Consider the following 20,229-nt stretch of genomic DNA (forward strand, 5'->3'; position numbering starts at 1 on the left):
TGCTTTTTTAAAGCGTTTGTATGTGATTCAAAGAAAGCTTGTCGGGTTGGTCAGCATCGGGAATATTGTCAAACTGCGTGCCAGAAATGCAGAACAGGAAGCGCAGGGACTGCAGGATTACGTGACAGACAGCGACCATGCTGCATGTCTAGCCCCTGATGACGTGCCACCCATGCAATGCGGGGGAAAGGAAAGCTGACCTTTATGTCGCCACAGGCAATATGTCCCCACGCCTCCGCTCCGACCGGGATGGCAACTCCATACACCAGATTTCGCGATCATGTATGTTTCCACCAATGGGGCAATTTGGTGCGCTCCCCTTTTACATCCACCCACAAGGAAAGTTCCCTGTTTTTTTTGCTGAGAGTTTATGTGACGACAACGGTATCAGGACCATATCCCTAATACCGTTATTGGCCATATGAGCAGGTGCCTTACCTGCGCATAGTGCATGTGGATGCGTCACGGATTTGTGCCAGTTATCAGGTTAGCTGTTAAACCGCTTTCTTCTACAGCAGCATGCCTAACCTGTCAGGAAAATAGTAAAACCAGCCATTCGGATCTGTGAAAAATATACAAAAGCATTAACTGTATAAATTTCACCTAAAAATGATTATCCTGATATTTTTTAAGAAAATCAAAAAGATATGGGTTATTACAATGCGCGACATTAAAGCGCATCCATGGGGAAGGTTCATAATTCGGCCGGAAAAGATAACCGGGCGCAAGAAGAATATCCTCCTCTGCCGCGGACTGTGCCAGTGCCTGCATGTTGATCCCATCCCTGTCAAACCGTGCCCAGACAAACATACCCCCGGGGGGCCGGAAGTACAGCCGCATGCCAATATTGGTAAGCGCTCGACCGACGCTGGCCTGCATGCGTTCCAGACGTTCTTTCAGGCGTGTCAGATGATGACGATATTTCCCATCCTTGATGATACTGTGAATAACATATTCATTAATCCCGGATGTTGTCAGGCTGCTGGCCATTTTCTGGCGCAGGATAACCTGTGCCAGTTCGGGATGCGATGCGGTGAACCCGACCCTTACGCCCGGTGCGATCGTTTTTGAAAAACTGCCAACCTGTATCACACGCCGCATTTGGTCCAGATAGGCCAAGTTTGTCGTAATGTCTGTTGTCAGGCTGGAAAATATATCATCCTCGACAATAAGAAAATTGTATTTTTCCGCCAGATTCAAAATATGGAAAGCATTTGACGGTGAACAGCTGGTCCCGGTCGGATTATGCAGGATTGTATTGGTAATGAACAGCCGTGGTTGATGCAGCCGCGCAAGATATTCAAGACGTTCAATATCCGGCCCATCAAATGTGCGCGGCACCCCGACCACATTTAGATCCAGTCCCTGCAATGCGGGATTCAGGTTACAATAGCCTGGATCGTCCACCAGCACGGTATCTTGCTTGCGGGTGAAGGCCCGCACGGACAGTTCCAACGCCTGACTTGCCCCGTGCGTCAGGATGATGCCAGCGTCGCATGTCCGTATCTTTCGCTGTGCCAGCATAAGCTGGATACTGTGTCGCAGCGGCGTATAGCCATACGGGTTGCCATATTCAAAAATGGAAGACGGCGGCTTGCGCCCTAATGAAACAAGGGCCTGCTTGATCGCATCCACAAACAGGTAACTTTCGGGCAGCCAGCCACAACCGGCCTTGATAACAGGCGCCTTGTCCTCATACGCGCTTTGTAGCAGCCAACGTGAATCCACCGACCTGTCCACCAGCGTGGCCGTGGTGATCAGTGTCCGGTTGAGGGTATTGTTATGGGTTACGAAATATCCCCTCGCCCGTCGTGCTTCCAGCAATCCTTCCGCCACAAGCTTATTATAGGCATTGGAAACAGTGAGCGTACTGACCCCGCATTGTTCCGCCAGTTGCCGCACCGAAGGCAACCGTTGACCTGTCTGCAACTTCATGCCCAGAATCAGATCGCGGATACCGGAAACAATTTGGTTAACCAGCGGAACTGCACTCGAATTGTCTATATTAATATTCATAATGATATATGAAAATCTGATATGCAGGTCAAAGCTTTCATATATTCCTGCCCCTTCTGCGTAATCAATGCATATATCGTCAGTACCGCCTTCTTCAGGCCAGCATACCAAACTGTATATATCAATCGATCTGAATTGGCAACAAATTGGCCGGCGATGCCTTATGATGTGTTATCCATTAAAAATGCGAACCGGATCATTGCCACAAAGGCCCCGTCACATCGCCGTGCGATGACCCTGAACGAATTCAGCCTGTTACAGGTTTTTCCGACAGGATTATTTTCATAGCTGTAAAGATGGCATGAATTTTCGTAATCAGCGCGCTATGGGGCCATCTGATGGCCTCTCCTGCAGCCTTATTTTCACAGGCATCTGTAATGTAATACTTAAACAATATATCAATAATATTTTTATATCTTGTGATTTTTAATTTATTTTAAATAAATTACGATTTAAATGCTGCTTAGAATTATATTTTTTAAATATTTTTGAAAATTTTCATCAAAAACTTCTCTATATTTTTTTATACAAACAGGCAGTCCGTTCACAACAGTGCCTCCAACATGGTCGTCAAATGACGGACCATCGCGATCAAGGCCTGAAGGACCTGCGAACAGGTCCCCAGTCATTCACCCTTTGAGAAATTGCGGCACCTACACCTTCCGCCAGTCCCGAATGCCTCCCTAAGCCAGCAGGAAGGAACATAGCTCCCAACAGACCGGCCTGCCGATAAGACCTATATTGTTCCCTGATGCCACAGCGCCTTCGGTCAGGGTCGTGTTAACTGTTCACTTTGCCAGTGCGTCCAGAATCCTTCCCCGTAGCACCGCCCCCGCAACCCCCAGACGCCAGCCAAAATGCGCGGGGATGGGACGCAAGGGTGAAACCGGCAGCAGGATTTCCTCAGCGGGAACCCCACTGATCCGGCGTGCGATCTCACGTCCCATCAGGGTCGCCATCGCTACCCCGCGGCCATTATACCCTACACAGGCCATGATCCCCTCAATCGGTTCATGCCAGTGGGGATAATGGTCAAGAGTAATGGCAATCTGGCCGTTCCATCCATACCGCCATGCAACCCCCTTCAGGAATGGCCACAGCATGCAGGCATGTTTCTGCAAGAACGGAAATGTCGCGGGACCAGACAGATCGCGGGATGCTGACCGCCCACCAATAAGCAGGCGCCCCGCACCATCAATCCGGTAATATGTCACCAGTTCGCCCATTTCATACACGACTTCACGATCGGCAAGAATGCGCTCTACAAAGGGGGCAGGCAGCGGATCCGTCGCGATAATGGCGCTGTAAGCAGGGACAAGAGTGCGGCGCAGGCGGTTCCACAACCGTCCTGTATACCCATTGGTGGCAAAGACGACGTGTCTGGCGTTTACGCTACCATGCGGTGTCCTGACCAGCCATTTCCCGTTTGCACGGCGCAGGGATATGACGGGCGAATTGGCATGGATAATCGCACCGTTATCAATCGCAGCCTGCGCCAGCCCACGCGTATAGGCCAGTGGATTGACCTGCCCCCCGCGCGCGTCAACAAAGCCACCACAGTAACGGCCGGTTCCCGTTCGGGTGGCAATGTCCGTACGATCCAGCCAGGTTACTGGCCCGCCACGGTCACGACATTCATTGAACAGTTTCTGTTCATGGGGAAGCTGCCCCTCTGCCGTAGACGCGCGGATCGTGCCACCACGCGCCGCATCGCATTTGATGCCGTATTTCTCGATCAGGTCAAATACAAGGTCAGGGGCCTCCCATGCTGCATCGGCCAGTGCTGCCCCATGGGGACCAAGGTCACGCTCGACCTCGGACGGCAGGGTCTTGAGACCGGGATTGACCTGTCCACCATTACGACCCGATGCGCCCCAGCCGATCTCATTGGCTTCCAGCACCATGACTTCAGATCCTGTCTGCGCAAGGTGCAGCGCTGCCGACAGGCCGGTAAAGCCTGCGCCAATCAGAACGGTTTCACATATGTGCTCCCCCTGCAATGCGGTCGTAACCGGTCCGGGCGGGCTGACAGCCGCATACAGGCTGGGGGGAAAGGATTTATATGAAATGGAAGCCATGACTACGTGTACTCCACCATGAACCCTGAAAGATCGGGTTCAGATTATCACGAAAGACGTGATGTATCGGACGCCCCCACCGGAACGGTTGCCTTGTGCCCTGCCTGGGCCGCCTGTGCGTATCCGTTACGGCGCCAACGTCCAAAAGAGAAGTTTTCGATCACGATGATGATGCCAAGACTGATCGTGCTCAGCACGATTTCCTGACGCGTATGTTCAGTAGCAAAGAACATGGTGACCAGCGTGGCCAGCAACGCACCCAGTATCCCATATGACAGGAATGGAAACCCCCACATGGGAAGCGCAGGCGGCTCCCCCCTGGCCATACAGGCGCGACGCAGGCGGATATGCGCCACGACAATCAGTACATAGTCAAACAGGATGAAGGTGCCACTCGCACTGACCAGAAAACCGAATACCCGTCCCGGCGCCATCATACCCACCAGCGCCACGATAACCGCGACCACACAGCCACACAGGATGGCACGCACGGGCGTACCCTTCGCGTTGCGCTGAAGAAAGGTACGGGGCGCATCACCATTTTCCGCCAGTTCGCACAGAATACGTGATGTTATGTATATACCTGAATTAAGGGCCGACAGTGTTGCGATCAGCATGACGGCCGTCATCATGGCCGATGCAAACGGCACGCCGATATATTCCAGCGTCGCCAGAAAAGGCGAATATCCAGGCACGACACGCGACAACGGAAGCAGGAAGATAATAAGCCCTATGGATACAAGATAGAAAATCATGATCCGCAGCACCACCGTCCGGGTGGACCGGGCCACGTTACCCGCCGGGTCATGACTATCGCATGCGGCGATGGTCGTTATTTCCGATCCCGCCATGGAAAGCATGATACCGGGAATGACCGCCAGCAGGGTAAACAGGCCGTGCGGTATCAAGCCGGCGGCGGAAAACAGCGCCCCGCCCGGGCTGGCTGCACCTTTCACGCCAAACAGGACAGAAACGCCAATCAGGATAAAAACCACAATCGTGGTGATCTTGAGAACCGAGAACCAGTACTCGAATTCCCCATACCCCCTTACGGAAAACAGGTTGACCCCTGTCATGATCCCGATCACCAGCAATTCGATGACAAGATAGGGAAGCGGCAGGTAGGGGCTGAGGAAACTGGCGGCAGCAATTGCCTCCAGCCCCAGCAGGGTAGCCCACATGATCCAGTAGATCCATCCCGCGATGAACCCGACCCGCAGCCCCAAACCCCGGCGGATCTGCCCGACAAACGAACCGGTATCGGGGGAAGCAACAGTCATTTCCCCCAGCATCCGCGTCACGCACATGACCAGCAGACCACACAGAAAATATGAAAACAGTACCCCGGCCCCAGCCGTGGAAATGGCCGTAGCCGATCCCACGAACAGACTGGCCCCAATCACCCCCCCAATCGAGATCATGGAAACGTGCCGGTCCTTGAGCACCGCACTCTCCGGAGCCGTCTTTACCTTGGGCGAAGGCGGTGAAAGGCTGTTCATACGTTCTTACCCCATTCCCAACAGATGATCCCGGCCCCGGTCCAGCGCTTAGAAATGCGCGCTGATCGTTCCGAAATACTGTCGTGGCGCACCACGTTCGACAGAATACAGATCGCCAGACATCGGGTTACCGTTTTCACCCATCATAGAGATATATTTCGTATTCGTAATATTATATACGCTGAAATCGAGGGTCAGGTTTTTCAGGGGGCCATAATCGCCAAAGCGGTAACGTGCGCCCATGGTAACCAGCCAGTAACCCGGCACGGATGTATCATTGGTATAGCTATAGTAGCGGCGGGAATAATAATTGGCGTCAATATGCGCTTCCGCACGATGGAATGCATATGTCAGGTTGGATTTATACATGAACTTGGGATAGTTTACGATATTCTTTTTATTGACATCATAAACATGACCAGCCGATTCAAGATTACTACCATAAGTAGCATGATTGTAGCTGATGCTGTTGAACATCGACAGTCCCTTCATCACACCGCTCTGGAACGGGTGCAATGTCAGCGTGGCGTCAACACCATACATGGAAATATCGGTCTGCTGTACCGACAGGACCGGGTTGTTCAACGTGCCCGCATTCACTTCCAGAAGGCGATGGTTGTCGTTGACGTGGTAGGCATCAACCGAGAAATCGGCGTATTTGTCGTTAAAACGATAGCCGACAAGATAGACCCAGTCCCGTTCCGCGGGCGTCGAACCCTGCAGTTTACGGAAGGTCGCCTGGTCCTGCACCGCCCACAGCGACGCCTGCCCGGCTGAACCCCAGGACTGGACACCATAGCCACGCATGTTTTCGGCCACGTCAAAATACAGTTCATGACCGGGCAGGAAACGCCAGTTCACGCTGACGTGGGGCAGGAAGGCCGCCGCCGCCGTCATGCTGCCATTAGCCAGCGCGGATGCACCGGTATAGGCAGCGTCATTATACTGCGCCCCACCCGATGTCGTGGTGATCATGGACTTGAAACCGGCATGGATATCCAGGTTATGCAGCACATGATACGTATCGGACATGAAATACTGGAATGTATCCGTAGTCCATTTGAAATCATACGGGCTGAGGAAGGCGCGGCCATACGTATTGTACGGCCCGATCGTCTTGAGCGGCGCAAGGCCACTGGACAGGGATGGTTCGTTATAGAAATACTGACCCATTTCCTGATTGTTGTTTTCCAGCCAGATACCTGTCTGGAACGTATTATGCGCAATATTGTATTTTATGGATGACGTCATACCATAACGCACCTGGTGGGACTGCCAGACCTGCTCGGACAAAGGGGCTGCCTCTGTCGCACCCGGCAGCACCTGCGAAGACTGCCCGGGATCTGCATAGGTGGAATAAAGGACCTGACTATTACCGTAGAACAGGGTTTTCCAATGCAGGTTCTTGGTCATCGCCATATCAAACGTCAGACCACCGAGGTAGTCGACCTGATGCTGGCCACCATCATACAACTGTGCATCGCCGCCATATTTCTGGGCCTGCTTATAGGCAGCGCCATAATTGGGGTACAGGTAATCATCACTCCAGCCGCCGTTCTTGATTTCAGTAAGCGACTGATCGACGTAACCCCACTGGGAGTTGTTTGCCCAGCTCATGAAACCGGAAATGCTGCTGTCTTTTCCTACGGGCTGCACCAGCTTCGCTTCCGCCTGCTGCTGCAACTGGTCACCATAGCCCCTCCATTTATGCGTATCGGAGCGGGCATAGGCGATATACATCTTGGTCCCGGTGCTGTTCATGGCACCCGTATCAAACCGCCCATAAGTACGGAAAGAAGCGTTACTGCCGAACATCTGCGATACGTCGCCACCCATCTTGTCAGACGGATTGGCGCTGGTGACCTGGATGGCGCCACCCAGGTTGGTGGTGGACATGGTATCAACCGAACCACCACCCTGTGATACAGACATACCGCTGATATTGTTTGTGATGATGGCCTGCGATAGGTTAAGGCCGTTCAGCGTTGCATAGGACTGGTCATTCAGCGGAATGCCGTCCAGCGTCATGCCGATATTGTTCCAGTAGAACCCACGCATGTACAGACTGCTCGACCATCCATCCAGCCCCAGCGCATCACTGGAACTGAAGCTTAGCCCTGGCGTGCGCGCCGCCAGTATTTTCATGGGGTTCGTTCCCGCCACGAACTGCTGCATGACCTTCTGGCCCATGCGCTGTTCCGTGCCATGCGAGACATTACGGCGCGCGCTGACGGAAAGGGATTCGACAGGACGCGCCCCTTCCGCATGCCTGACTGCCATATGGCCCTTGCTCGCCGGATTATGACCATGATCCGTATGCGTCAGGTCTGCCCCCCAAGCCATCTGACAGTCAAGCGCCGTCGCTGCAAGAAGAACACCACACAAGGGCAATTTTCTGACCATTCCTGCCATTTTCGTCCCAAAAAATGTTTCCAAGGCAATAAGGCTTCAGTCAGCCGGGAGCAGACCACACGAATATTGCGCATCCAGATCATTCCGAATAAGCACCATATCGTATATAGACAGTTTGGGTCCGCATGCCCGATCGTGTACATATGCAGTCAGCATGACAGTGCAATGCATCCAGCACTTACCTAGTGCACTGATTACAAGAACGGAAATGGGGGCATATTGCCATGAGCTGGCCGCCATGAACCTGTCATGGCGTTATAGGGACAGGTCGTCAGGTTGTATCCCGACGGGGTCATATCCATCTTGTAACACATAGACAGATTGACTGACCAGTTATGGATAACCTCCCATGCCCCGCATTCTGATTGCCATCGGCCTGCTCCTTCTTCTGGCAGGCCTGTGCTGGCCCCTGCTTTCGCGCCTGCCGCTTGGCAGGCTACCGGGAGATATCCTGATACAGAGGCAGAATTTTACTGTCTATATTCCCGTTACGACCTGCGTGCTTGCAAGTGTCATATTTTCATTCGTGATGTGGATCATCAGGCGATAACGTCGCAGGCAACCTCTTTTCCAAAATGGAAATATTGCTCCACTCAATACGGCGACATGGGATTACAGTCTTATAATAAGATGTTTGTTTCTTACTTTCATGCACGCCCGGTTTTGCAGGAAGACAGCGTGCCTGCCATGGGCCATGGTCAAAGCACAGTCAACGACACCCGCGCCATCATCACCACAACTTTCAGATATCGTCATGGCGATCTGCCCCGGTGCGGGCCGCCCCAGAAACTGGCTATAGGAAGCATGAACTGTAAGATCATGTGGAAAAGGATGCACGGCATCGAATGAAGAAATCGGCACTTACGCGGCAGTACAGGCGCAACCAGTCCTGCCGACAGGACAACCGGTTTTCAGTCAACAGCTTTATCGCCCCGTTTGGGTTCATCCAAAAAGACTGTTGCTGTGTAAGGTATCTCATCACGAAAAATTTGTGACAGTTTCGTGAAGATTACACTGTATTGACGGGAAGAACGGCATTATGCCTGTCAAACTGTCATGACTACCTTTAATGCCTGCAGACAGGAAACCTGACATATGAAGGGCGGCCATCAACATGATATACGTCATTTTTCAGTGCCAGACACGGTCATGGCATCCATATTGCGCCTATACTCCTGAATATTCCCGCTGCCCTTCCCTGTGATTCATTCAGACGAGCCTGCAATGCGACATCCTTTTCCATTCCATTCCCACACCGCGAGAACACGCAATACGGAAACCCGTGGTAATTTTACGCGGACCAGGCACTGTTTCCTGTATAAATGCATGGCGCATGCAGTACTGTTCTGCATCATCCTGTCCCTTTCACCGGGTACGGGCATTGCGGCAGAACCCCTTTCAACGAATGATGATAAAATCGGGTATTTCACGCCTGCCACGCAACCGGATGCGACAGCATACCTGCCACCGCCACCGCTACCGGGCACGGCCCGACAGATGGTGGATGACCAGGCATTCACTTCAACCCGCATGCTCAAGGGCAGTCGACGTTGGGCATTGGCCACATCCGATGCCGATTTGCATGAAGATGCGCTGTTACGCAGCTTTTCGTGCGCGGCGGGGTTTACGATCAACAGTGCCAACCTGCCACATCTGACCGCCCTGATACACCGGATGGATGTATCTGAAACGACCGACATGCGTAAAAGCAAGTCCTACTGGCATCGCGCCCGTCCATTTGTCGGGAACGGGCAACCCATCTGCACGGAAGATGACCGGGAGCACCTTGCGACATCAGGATCCTATCCGTCGGGGCATACGATGCTGGGCTGGAGCACGGCACTGGTGCTGGCGGAACTGTTGCCCCAACAGGCAACACAGATATTACAGCGGGGCCGTGTCTTTGGCGAAAGCCGCATCATATGCGGCGTGCACTGGGAAAGTGACGTGCAGGCAGGCTATATGCTTGGTGCCGCGGAAATCGCAGCCATGCATGGCAGTCCGGATTTTCGTGCGGACATGGAACAGGCCCGTGCAGAACTTGCGGCACAGCAGCATAATACAGCCAGACCACGCAAACGGACCTGTGCCCTAGAACAGGACGCTGCCCGCCACTCACCTTTGTAACAGTCATTCCCACCATGCATTAAACAAGCAACATGGTGTCTGGCATTCATATTCTTGCCCATGGGTTCCAGTTCCTGCAATACGCATGCATGACCACGTTCTCCAATCATATCCGCCGCTTTTTTGCATCCCCTGCCGGGGGCGCGACCATTCTGCTGCTGGCATCGGTGCTGGGATTTGCCATGGCAAACTCCCCATGGAAGGCAGATTACACAGTCTTGATAACATGGCCGATGAAGCTTTCCCTGCTGGGAAATCATGGGCCGTGTAATAGTGCTGAATGGGTCTCGGACGGCCTGATGACCCTGTTTTTTGTGACGGTGATCCTGGAAATCAAAAAGGAAATCATATCCGGGCACCTTTCCTCCCCCCGGCAGGTCGCACTGCCCCTGATCGGGGCGGTAGGCGGGATGATGGTACCTGCGCTGACCTACCTTATGGTCACCCATGACCATCCCGATATTTCAGGCGGATGGGCCATTCCCGTGGCGACTGACGCCGCCTTTACCCTGCCGGTCATCATGGCGCTTGGTCAGCGTGTTTCGACCGGCGCCCGGGTATGGCTGATGGCGCTGGCCATTTTCGATGATGTGCTGGGGATTATCGTCATTGCCCTGTTTTACGGGACCGCCCCTGACCTAGATGCCCTGATCGCCGCGTTCATCATCGCCGCCGCGCTGGTCTGCATGAACAGGGCAGGTATCGGAACAGTCTGGCCCTATGCCGCCGGTTGCGCATTCCTGTGGATTACATTGCTGAATTCAGGGCTGCACCCCACCCTGGCCGGGGTCATGACCGGATTGTGCCTGCCTGCAACATCATCGGGCAGGGATATCAGACGGTCCACGCCCCTGGATACGACAGCCAGCGTTCTGGGCCCTGTCGTAACATGGGGTATTTTACCACTGTTCGGCTTCATGAATGCAGGGATTTCCCTTGCGGGCATGAGTACGGGCATGCTGCTTGAACCCCTTCCGCTTGGCATTATGCTTGGCCTGCTCATTGGCAAGCCGGTCGGGGTTTTCGGGACGACAATGCTGGCTGCCCGCCTAAAAATTGCAACGCTCCCGTCCGGCACATCCATAAAAACACTGTTCGGGCTTTCATTGCTTTGCGGTATTGGCTTTACGATAAGTATATTTATTGCTGGCCTTGCTTTTTCCGCATCAAATACTGTTTCCCTGGCCAAGATGGGGATATTTGCAGGGTCGGTCATCGCAGCAACCATCGGTTGGCTCTGGTTACGTTTTCTGCCCATGGCTGGCCATTCCGCGCGCCCATCCGCGCCTTATGTTCCCTGAATGATTGACACCCCGACCCTGCATTTTCCAAACAGAACATCACATTATCACTGACGCGCCATGCAATGTTCTTTTCCATAAATCAGGTCATGCCATCAATGCTGTGAGATGTTGCCATGACCGTCCATATGGCTTTCACCCATTACGGCCATATCGCCACCTGCCTGCATACCGCCGCCCCCTCCGCCAGCGTTACCCCCTGCCCCTTCCTTCTTTCCTTCTTCCTTCCCCCGGTTCCCTGATCCCTGCGCGCGGGACGGTCCCTGCATCGGGAGGGCAAGGTCGGAAGGAATGGGTTCAAGATCAAGCGCCTTACGGATAAAATCCCGTAGGGAGACAACCAGATCATGCGTATGCACGCGCTGCCCGGTCACCAGTTCCCGAGCGGCATGGTTGGCCAACCGGACGTGTTCCTCTGTTCCCAGCAGGATGATATCCGACAAAGCCGCCTCCACGGCGTCACGAATACGCCGGGCACGGTCGGATCCTGCCGTATCCGTTCCCTCATCCGGACGGACGGATGCCTGCGTATCGCCATTTTCCATAACACGTAATTCCCGCCGGTGCCGCGGGTCCACGGCCAGATCACCGGTAAAGGACCCACCCAGCGTACGATAGGCGGCGATCAGGGTGCGCAGGCGCTCGTTGATCTGTCGGTTCATCCGTTCACGCCGCTGCTGGACCACAACCATGACAAGCAGCCGGATACCCACACCAATCAGCGTAATCAGGGACAGCCCTATCGCGGTCGCCAGAAGGCTGTGCCATGAACTGAAATCGAGATTATGCACGACTGGCTCCTTGCACATGTGATGCTGCGCATACACAGCGGGACCGGGTCATTCAACGCGGACGGTCCGGCATGGCATATGTCACGGTCAACAGACACAACCCGTTTTTTTGATCCGGTTCAAGGCTACACTGCCGACCGGTCCATATGGCCGGAACAATCGTGTGAAAAACAGAACACGCCACCCGTGGATGTCCGGGTGGCGTGCTGCGTATCATCGACAGGGTGATGCCGCGATACGGCGACGGGCGTGAGATGAAGAAAGACCCGCCGCCATTCATGTCATGGGAACCAGCGCCGCCCGCAGCGGTAGGCAATCAGGTAGAGCCCCATGTAAATCATCGGGATGAAGAAGATGATCCGTTCAAGATCGCCCATCATGATCAGATCTCTCCATCGGGTGAAAGACTGGACTGGGCATCAAGCATGATCGCACCCGCCCCGGAAATAAGGATAATCATGACCGTGCCGATCACCCATGCGAAATACCATGGTCCCTGATCCCCCACGAACACGGCAAACAGCAGGGAAACGACCAGAACAACGGCCAGACCGGCCAGGCGCAGAAGCTTTGTCATCACGACCTCGCAATCAGTAACTATGGGTGTCGTTCACGACATCGGCGGTATGGACCTTGCCGCGCATGACATAATAACACCACGACGTATAGGACAGGATGATCGGCACGAAGATCCCCGCCACAACCAGCATGCAGCCAAGGCCATATTCACTGGCGGTGCTGTTCCATACCGTCAGGCTCTGGTCCGGCGCGGTAGAAGACGGCATCAGGAACGGAAACATGGCGCAGCCAACCGTGGTGATGGTGCCAGCCCATGCGCCCAGTCCCAGCCACCAGCCCGCAACGCTGCGACCGGCCGCCAGCATGGCAACGCCTGCAAGCATGCAGCCCAGCCCCACAAGCGGCAGCAGCCACAGGGCGGGATGGGCATGGAAATTGTACATCCAGCCCCCGGCAACCATTGCCACCGACTGCCCATGCAGCGGGTTGGCAGGCATGGCGGGGTTGACCGGTGCTGTCATGACAAAACCGGGCAGGAACTGCACCCATATACCGCCGATTACGAACAGGGTGGCCGCAACCAGACCGCCGCCAGTGGCATAGCGCCGGGCGCGAGACCAGATCGGGTCATCCGCCCTCAGCATGAGCATCGCTCCACCCTGATAGACACTCAACCCGACAGACATAAGGCCACACAGGATGGCAAATGGATTGAGCAGATAGGACAGGAAGGATTGATCCTGATAGTACTGCCCCGTCCATCCGAAGTGGTATCCCACCCCTTCCAGCACGTTGCCGAATGCGGCCCCGTAAATGAACATCGGTACGAAGCCGGACACCAGAAACACCCAGTCCCAGCTTGCCCGCCACACCCTGCTGTCCGCCTTGGAGCGGTATTCAAACGCCACGGGTCGCAGGATCATGCTGAACAATAGCGTAATCATGACCACGTAAAAGGTCGAGAAAGACGTACCATACAGCGTGGGAAAAGCCGCGAAAATCGCCCCGCCCCCAAGGATGAACCAGACCTGGTTGCCATCCCAGTGGGGCCCGATGATGTTCAGCGCGGTGCGCCGTTCCCCATCATTGCGCCCGACAAAGCGCAGCAGCGTGCCCACCCCCATATCCATGCCAACCATGGTGCCCAGGCCGATGAACAGTACACCCAGTACTGCGGCCCAGACTATTTTCAGTATCGCGTAAAGTTCCATTTCACCGTTTCCTGTCAGGACGCCATGGGACGCATGTCAAAGGCAGATACCCTGGACGCAGCAGGCGCGTGCGGTTCCATGCTGTCATGATCCGGGCCAAGGCGGGCGAACTTGAACATGAGGTAGAGTTCAGCCGCGATGAACACGCTGTAAAGCAGCACGAACCCGATCAGCGAGAACACCATGTACGACACCCCATGGCTGGAGGCCGAAAGGAAGGTCGGCAGCCAGCCAAACACGGTCCAGGGCTGGCGGCCTGCTTCCGCCGTGATCCAACCGAACTCGGTCGCAAGGATCGGCAGCGGGATCGACCACATGCACAGTTTCAGCAGCAGGCGGCTACGCTCAAGCCTGCGCTTCAGGCTGAGATAGGCCGAAATGGCGAACAGCGCGAAGAACCACAGCGACAGGAACACCATAAGCCGGAACGACCAGAACGTGACGAACACATTGGGCAGGATATCGGGCTGCGTCGCCCTGACCACATCATCAACCTGATCCGCAGGAATGGCCGTGACATCCTGACCGGGTGCATGCCGGGTCGCCAGCAGGCCATAACCCATGTCCTGTTCATGCGCGCTAAACTGCGCAAGGTCCGTGCCGCTATGGGTGACGCCATACCGGCGAAGTGCGGCAACCGCGTCGATCCCTGAACGTATGCGGGGGCCTGCCTGATCTTCCAGCTCGTGCATGCCGGTAATGGGCTGGTCAAACGTGTGGGTGATCAGCGGGGTCAGGACCAGCGGCACACCAATTTCGTAGTGATTTTCCTGCTTTGCGTCATCGGGCAGGGCAGCGACGATCCACGGTTCGAACGGCGGGTTGCTGGTGTGCCACAACCCTTCGATCGCAGCGATCTTGGTCGGCTGCTTTTCATAATCCAGCCGCCCCAGCACATCCCCCAGCGTGATGACGGCCACAGTGGAAATGATACCGAACAGGGCGGCCATGCGGAACGACCGCGCGGCAAACTGCCGGTGCTGGCCACGCAGCAGGTAAAAGGCGCTGATACCCATGACAAACATGGCCGCCGACACATAACCCGCTACCGAGGTATGCACGAACTTGGCCTGCGCATCGGGGTTGAAGACCAGGTCGACAAAGCTTTCGAACTGCATGCGCATGGTCTCGGGATCAAAATGCGCGCCTTCGGGCATGTTCATCCCGGCATTGGCGATCAGGATCCACAACGCCGACAGGTTGGAACCAAGTGCTACAAGATAGGTCACCGCCAGATGCGCCTGCCTGCTCAGCCGGTCCCAGCCAAAGAACATGAGACCGACAAATGTGGACTCCATGAAGAAGGCCATCAGTCCTTCAATAGCCAGCGGCGTGCCGAACATATCCCCAAAGAAGTGGGAATACATGGACCAGTTGGTGCCGAACTCGAACTCCATGGTGATGCCGGTGGCAACACCAATGGCGAAGTTGATGCCGAACAGCTTGCCCCAGAACTGGGCCATGTCCTTGTATATCTGTCGGCCGGTGACGACGTACACCGTCTCCATGGCCGCCAGCATGAATGTCAGGCCCAGCGTAAGTGGCACGAACATGAAATGGTACAATGCCGTCAGCGCGAACTGGAAGCGCGACAGATCGACGACATCGGGGTTAATGAATTCCACCGTCAGGTCTCCTGATTTCGGTATGGGCGTGAGGGGATTTTCCGGGTTTCAGGTCATCGTCGGGTCATGGCGCCCTCCCGGCCTCATGAAACCGGCCCCCTTCGACACGCACCATCCGGTCCATCCATGCCGCCACGGCAGGGTTATGGGTAATGCAGATGATGGTTGTCCGTGGCGGCAGGGCCGACAGCAGTGCGGTCATCAGGTCGTGCTCGGTATCGGCATCCAACCCTTCGGTCGGCTCATCAAGGATGATCCATGACGGCGCGCGCAGGACGGCCTGGGCCACGACCAGCCGTCGCGCCTGCCCGCCGGACAGGCGCACACCCCCTTCCCCGATCAGGGTATCCAGACCGGCGGGCTCCGCCTGCACGAAGGCATCAAGCCGGGCGACCCGCAACGCCTGCCACATCGTCGCCTCCGTAGCGCTGGGGCAGGCAATGGTCAGGTTGCGACGGATACTGCCCTGAAACAGGTGAAAGTCCTGCGCTACCACGCTGACATGTCGCGCCATGATGTCCGCATCGACATCCTTCAGGTCCACGCCGCCAAAACGGGCCGTACCTTCCTGATAGTCGTAAAAACGGAACAGCAGGTTCACCAGCGTGCTTTTGCCCGCGCCGGACGGCCCGACCAGGGCCACGCGTTCCCCCTGTCCTACCGACAGGTCCGCATGGCGCAGGACCCAGCGTTCCGCCCCCGGATAACGCAGCCCGATACCCGACAGCGACAGGCCGGACGGATCATCGGGGCACCGGGGGGCTGCAGGCGTGGCTACACATGGCGGGGCATCGCACATGGCGAATACCCGGGTCGCCGCATGCCACACCTGTCCCAGCAACTGCCGTGCGGCAGGCAGCGGACTGACCACATCAAATGCGGCCAGACCACCTAACGCCAGCATGGGCAGGCAGGCAGCTGACAGCGAACCATTACGGCAGGCCCCGCTCGCCACCGCCAGGATACCCACAGCGCCCAGCATGGCGATGATTGTCGTGGCGCAGCGCGCGCCCCCTTCAATCAGGGCCACATGCCTGCATGCATGACGGATATCAGCCTGCCGGTCGGCAATGCGCCCCTGCACGCTTTCCGCAGCGCCGAGGAACATGAACTCCCCCATGCCCTGCAGCACTTCGGTCAGGTCCGCATGCATGGCGTCCTGCTGGTGGCTGATCCGGCGCGTGGCACGACGGGATACAGCACCCGCCACCATCGGCAGCATGCCTCCACATACCACCAGCCCCACTGCCAGCACCATGGCGGCAGCCAGGGAAAACATTCCCGTCACCGCCACGAACACCACGCAGCAGATGGCAGCACTGGCAAAGGGAAGCAGCCCCTCCAGATAGAACTGCCCCAGCCGATCCGTATCGGCCACAAAGCGGAACAGCATGTCCCCACTACGATGCCGCGCCAGCACGGCGGGGGCCTGCGGGGCAAGGCGACTGACGCTCCATGTCCGCATGCGCCCGATCAGGCGCAGGGTCGCGTCATGGGTAACCAGGCGTTCCAGATAACGGGCCAGAATACGCACGGTAGCAAAAAACCGCACCCCGACGGCTGGCAGGAACAGGTTGAACGCATTACGCGCGGCAATACCTCCCAATCCCGCCGCGGCAGCCGCGGCCAGCAACCAGCCCGACAGGAACAGCAGGCCGAAACTGGCCAGCGACGCCATAACGGAGAGTACAAGCCCCAGCGCCATTTCCCGCCGCATGGGCCGTATGAGGACAATGATGCGATGAAACGTGTTCATGCCGCATGCTCCAGCCTGTACGGGACGGCACACACCTGCCCGTCGCGTATGCGCAGTATCTGCCCGGCCTGCGCGATCATGGCGGGACGATGGGCGATCACGATGGCGATCCGGCCTGCGGCCGCACGCGCAATGGCCGCCGCCACGCGCTGTGCGCCCTGTGGGTCAAGATTGGCTGTCGGTTCATCAAGGATCAGGATTTGCGGGTTGCGCAACAGCACGCGGGCCAGCGCCAGACGCTGCACCTGACCGCCGGACAGACGCGTACCACGCTCACCAATCGGCGTATCGAACCCCTGTGGCAGGGCCTCTATAAAGGACAGGGCATCCGCCTGTGCCGCGACACGCCTCAGGGTATCCATATCGGCAGCAGGCATGGCCAGACGCAGGTTTTCAGCCACCGTGCCATGGATCAGGCGCGGCTGCTGTGGCAGCCAGCCAATCCTGTCGTGCCAGTGCGCAGGCGTCATGCCGTGTTCATCCGTGGCGGTCATACGCCCCTGCACCGGCGGCAGCAGTCCGAGCAGCAGACGGGTCAACGTGGTTTTCCCGGCCCCGCTTTCACCTGTTACGACTGTCAGGGTGCCGCGCGTGAACGTGCAGTTTACATCAGACAGAACCGGGACGCCGTTTTCGTATCCGGCCGTTACGTTTTCACACGTTACGGATACCAGCGGCGCAGTGCTGGCTTCATGCGCGTCAGGTTGCATGGACGTGACCGGCAGGGCAAACAGCCTGCTGATACCCGTCATGGCTGCGGTTGCATTCTGCCGGGCATGATAACTGGCGGAAAACGCACGCAACGGCATGAAATATTCCGGCGCCAGCAAAAGGACCAGAAAGGCCGACTGAAAATCCGCCTTCCCTTCCAGCAGGCGGGAACCGAACACGACCGCCACAAGGGCGATGGACAGGCTGGCGAAGAATTCCAGCACGGCGGAGGTCAGGAACGCCACCTTCATGACAGACATGGTGGTCTGGCGGTATTCATCCGCCATTCCGGCCATGGCAGCCACACTGTCCCGCGCGCGGCCAAACAGCCGCAATGTGGTCATGCCCTGCAATATATCCAGAAACGCTGATCCCAGCAGCAGAAGCTGTGTCCACTGCCGATCCATGATCGCCTGCGCACGATAGCCCACCAGCGCCATGAAAACGGGAATGAGCGGCCCGGTGCAGGCCAGTATGAGAAAGCTCCAGCCATCCAGATGCAGCACCATGGCCAGCACCAGCAGCGGCACTACCACCATCATGGCGGCACGTGGCACATATTGTGCGAAATAGGGTTCCAGTGCTGCGATACCGTCCCCCAATGCCGTGACCATCTGTCCGGCTGCCTGCCCGGCAATGCCGACCGGGCCAACATTAAACAGATGCCGTAGCAACTCACCGCGCAGGGTGGATGTCAGCCGCAGACTGCCCTCCGCCGCCGCCATATCCGCAGCCCATTGCAGCAGGACGCGCCCGGCCAGCAAAGCAAGCAGCAGCCCCAACGCGTGGAATTCATCGCCAAAGGCATGGCCATGGAAAGCGAGGTCGGAAACGATGCGCGCCAGCATGGCCAGTTGCAGCACCTGCAGCACCGCGGCACCCCCGCCAAGCAGCACGGCCACACCAAGCCACAGGCCCATGCGCCGCGTAAGCCCCGCAAGGCTTCTGTCGCTAGAATATTCCATGCCCACTTTCACACCATTGCCCCATGCGCACAGACAGCGAACGCAGCGGAGGGTATAAACAGTTACATACTTTATGTATGTATGATTAAGTTAATTATGTAACTGTATGGTGTCAAGAGAGACCATATTGGTCTTGTTGAAAAAATATCTGTCATACAAACAAAAAAACGCACCATTATCTCAATGGTGCATTTCATTAATTACAATTTTTAATTAACTTTTTGGTCTACCAGCAGGTCTGCCGTATGAATTGAAACGGCACGTATCCAGGCCGCCGCGTAAAACCGGCGACACCGTAACCACCTACAGCACCCTGCATGACAGTTGCCCTGCCCTGCTTTCCACCATGGCATGGAACCTGCAGATATGCGTGCAGATCGCGTTGATCAGGCAGTCGCTGATGAAATGGCTGCCAACAAAACAGCCCTTAATAAAAAAGGCCCGGCATATTGCCGGGCCTTCTGGAGAGGCAGTGGATCAGTTGGAACCGTTGTTCTGGTTCCAGCCACCGTTGTGGTCACCACCGCGACCGCCGCCGTGTTCACCCCATCCGCCATTCTGGCTGTCGCCGCCGCGGTTGCCCTGTCCACCAAAGCCACCGTTCCGATCGCCACGACCTTCGCCGCCACGTTCACTACCCTGGCCACCGTTCTGGTCGCCACCACCCTGGAAATCGCCCCCCTGGCCACCACGGTTGCCTTCGCCGCCGCCATGGCGACCGCCATGATGACCGTGACCACCATGCTCGCCCTGTTCACCGCCCTGATTCCAGTCACCGGACTGCGCATGTGCTGCCAGCGGGAGGGAGGCGCCAAGTGCCAGTGCGAAAAGAATTGAACGCTTCATAATATGATATCCTTTAATTCGACCCTTTATACATTGTGTCATGTGACTGAAAATTTAAGGTCGAATGATGTAACAAAAAGCATCAGGAATATCCCGATCAAAAATCGACCAGATTTATTGATAAGTACTATTCCGGTTAATGTTCCATATATCGATATAATATTCTGGAACATGAGTGACCATCGTTTGTAAACTCACAAATCATCCCATGAATTCACGAAAAATTCGGACCTATACATGGCATGATTATGGGAAATATTTTCTGACCGACTGATCTGCCGGTCAGGGCAATACCGGCTTCAGACCTGCCCGATCGCCCGGGCGGCATCGTCCAGCAGGGCTGCGATTTTTTCCTCGGCGTCTTTATCAAGG

Annotated in this window: 14 protein-coding genes and 1 pseudogene; 4 read left to right on the forward strand and 11 right to left on the reverse strand. The window is 56.1% G+C overall.

Annotated features, from left to right (window positions below):
- Positions 1-199, forward strand: a pseudogene (locus tag AC1RQ9_RS16415) (hypothetical protein); the annotation flags it as partial.
- A gap of 404 nt (positions 200-603) precedes the next feature.
- On the opposite strand, the gene AC1RQ9_RS16420 reads toward AC1RQ9_RS16415, so the two are convergent.
- From AC1RQ9_RS16420 to AC1RQ9_RS16435, 4 genes are all read right to left on the reverse strand, one after another.
- The gene (locus AC1RQ9_RS16420; protein WP_485987840.1) at positions 604-2,127 is read right to left on the reverse strand and encodes an aminotransferase-like domain-containing protein; all 1,524 of its coding nucleotides are present in this window, start codon (positions 2,125-2,127) and stop codon (positions 604-606) included.
- 677 nt (positions 2,128-2,804) lie between these two features.
- Complete coding sequence (locus tag AC1RQ9_RS16425; RefSeq protein WP_485987842.1) at positions 2,805-4,094, reverse strand: NAD(P)/FAD-dependent oxidoreductase; 1,290 nt, start codon at positions 4,092-4,094, stop codon at positions 2,805-2,807.
- 47 nt (positions 4,095-4,141) lie between these two features.
- Entirely contained in the window at positions 4,142-5,593 is a 1,452-nt protein-coding gene (locus AC1RQ9_RS16430) for an amino acid permease (RefSeq protein ID WP_485987843.1), read from the reverse strand.
- A 48-nt stretch (positions 5,594-5,641) separates the two neighbouring features.
- Positions 5,642-7,873, reverse strand: coding sequence for a TonB-dependent receptor (locus tag AC1RQ9_RS16435; RefSeq protein WP_485987845.1), 2,232 nt, complete (start codon positions 7,871-7,873; stop codon positions 5,642-5,644).
- Positions 7,874-8,354: 481 nt separating this feature from the next.
- Between AC1RQ9_RS16435 and AC1RQ9_RS16440 the strand changes: the two genes are divergently transcribed.
- The 3 genes from AC1RQ9_RS16440 to nhaA all read left to right on the forward strand — a co-directional run bounded on the left by AC1RQ9_RS16440 (position 8,355) and on the right by nhaA (position 11,433).
- Positions 8,355-8,555 carry a DUF2905 domain-containing protein gene (locus tag AC1RQ9_RS16440; RefSeq protein ID WP_485987847.1) on the forward strand — a complete coding sequence of 67 codons (201 nt, stop codon included), beginning with the start codon at positions 8,355-8,357 and terminating at the stop codon, positions 8,553-8,555.
- 776 nt (positions 8,556-9,331) lie between these two features.
- A complete protein-coding gene (locus AC1RQ9_RS16445) occupies positions 9,332-10,132 on the forward strand; it encodes an acid phosphatase (protein WP_485987848.1) in 801 nt (266 codons plus the stop codon).
- A gap of 89 nt (positions 10,133-10,221) precedes the next feature.
- Positions 10,222-11,433, forward strand: coding sequence for a Na+/H+ antiporter NhaA (nhaA, locus tag AC1RQ9_RS16450; RefSeq protein ID WP_485987850.1), 1,212 nt, complete (start codon positions 10,222-10,224; stop codon positions 11,431-11,433).
- A gap of 95 nt (positions 11,434-11,528) precedes the next feature.
- Here the strand turns inward: nhaA and AC1RQ9_RS16455 are convergent, their stop codons facing one another.
- The 7 genes from AC1RQ9_RS16455 to AC1RQ9_RS16485 all read right to left on the reverse strand — a co-directional run bounded on the left by AC1RQ9_RS16455 (position 11,529) and on the right by AC1RQ9_RS16485 (position 19,857).
- Positions 11,529-12,224 (reverse strand): hypothetical protein, encoded by a 696-nt coding sequence (locus AC1RQ9_RS16455; protein ID WP_485987851.1) that lies wholly within the window; start codon positions 12,222-12,224, stop codon positions 11,529-11,531.
- Positions 12,225-12,606: 382 nt separating this feature from the next.
- Complete coding sequence (locus AC1RQ9_RS16460; protein WP_025812284.1) at positions 12,607-12,801, reverse strand: hypothetical protein; 195 nt, start codon at positions 12,799-12,801, stop codon at positions 12,607-12,609.
- A 13-nt stretch (positions 12,802-12,814) separates the two neighbouring features.
- The gene (cydB, locus tag AC1RQ9_RS16465; RefSeq protein ID WP_485987852.1) at positions 12,815-13,954 is read right to left on the reverse strand and encodes a cytochrome d ubiquinol oxidase subunit II; all 1,140 of its coding nucleotides are present in this window, start codon (positions 13,952-13,954) and stop codon (positions 12,815-12,817) included.
- Between the two features lie 14 nt (positions 13,955-13,968).
- On the reverse strand, positions 13,969-15,579 hold the full coding sequence (locus AC1RQ9_RS16470; RefSeq protein ID WP_485987853.1) for a cytochrome ubiquinol oxidase subunit I: 1,611 nt from the start codon (positions 15,577-15,579) through the stop codon (positions 13,969-13,971).
- Between the two features lie 64 nt (positions 15,580-15,643).
- Positions 15,644-17,335, reverse strand: a complete 1,692-nt coding sequence (cydC, locus tag AC1RQ9_RS16475) for a thiol reductant ABC exporter subunit CydC (RefSeq protein WP_485987855.1) — start codon at positions 17,333-17,335, stop codon at positions 15,644-15,646.
- Positions 17,332-19,023 carry a thiol reductant ABC exporter subunit CydD gene (cydD, locus tag AC1RQ9_RS16480; protein ID WP_485987856.1) on the reverse strand — a complete coding sequence of 564 codons (1,692 nt, stop codon included), beginning with the start codon at positions 19,021-19,023 and terminating at the stop codon, positions 17,332-17,334. The genes cydC and cydD overlap by 4 nt, the downstream gene beginning before the upstream one ends.
- A gap of 465 nt (positions 19,024-19,488) precedes the next feature.
- Positions 19,489-19,857, reverse strand: coding sequence for a hypothetical protein (locus AC1RQ9_RS16485; protein WP_485987857.1), 369 nt, complete (start codon positions 19,855-19,857; stop codon positions 19,489-19,491).
- Positions 19,858-20,229 lie beyond the last annotated feature (372 nt).

The organism is Komagataeibacter ossonobensis, assembly GCF_057359305.1.